Annotated in this window: 1 pseudogene; it reads left to right on the top strand. The window is 70.9% G+C overall.

Annotation, left to right across the window (positions count from 1 at the left end):
• Nucleotides 1-546 (top strand): annotated as a pseudogene (locus tag AOK15_RS48115) (hypothetical protein); the annotation flags it as partial.

The following is a 546-nucleotide window of genomic DNA, read 5'->3' on the forward strand; positions in this document are numbered from 1 at the left end:
GCACGATCATGGACCACTGGCTGGGCCTCGGCGTCTCGGGCTTCCGCGTCGACATGGCCGCGTCCCTGGTGAAGGACGACCCCGGCAGAACCGAGACCGCCCGTGTCTGGACGGAACTGCGGCACTGGCTGGACTCCGCCCACCCGGACGCCGTGCTCCTGGCCGAGTGGGGCGAGCCGGAGCTGTCGATCCCGGCGGGCTTCCACGCCGACTTCTTCCTGCACTTCGGCGGCCCCACCGACGGCCTGGCCCTCCGCTCGCTGTGGAGCAACGGCGAGGGCACCGTCAACGACACATGGGACCCCCTCGACTGCTTCTTCGACGCGGGCGGCAAGGGCTCACCCCGCCCTTTCGTCGAGGCATGGCAGCAGGCGTCCACGGCCGTCGACCGTACGGGCACGATCTCCCTGCCCACCGCCAACCACGACTTCTCCCGCCTCAACTGCGGCCAGGTCAGCTGGAAGGCGAAGGCGGCGGGGAGCTGTTCGGCCGTGCGGGGGCCGCAGTTGAGGCGGGAGAAGTCGTGGTTGGCGGTGGGCAGGGAGA

Source organism: Streptomyces ossamyceticus, assembly GCF_001418475.1.
GTDB classification, from domain to species: Bacteria; Actinomycetota; Actinomycetes; order Streptomycetales; family Streptomycetaceae; genus Streptomyces; species Streptomyces ossamyceticus.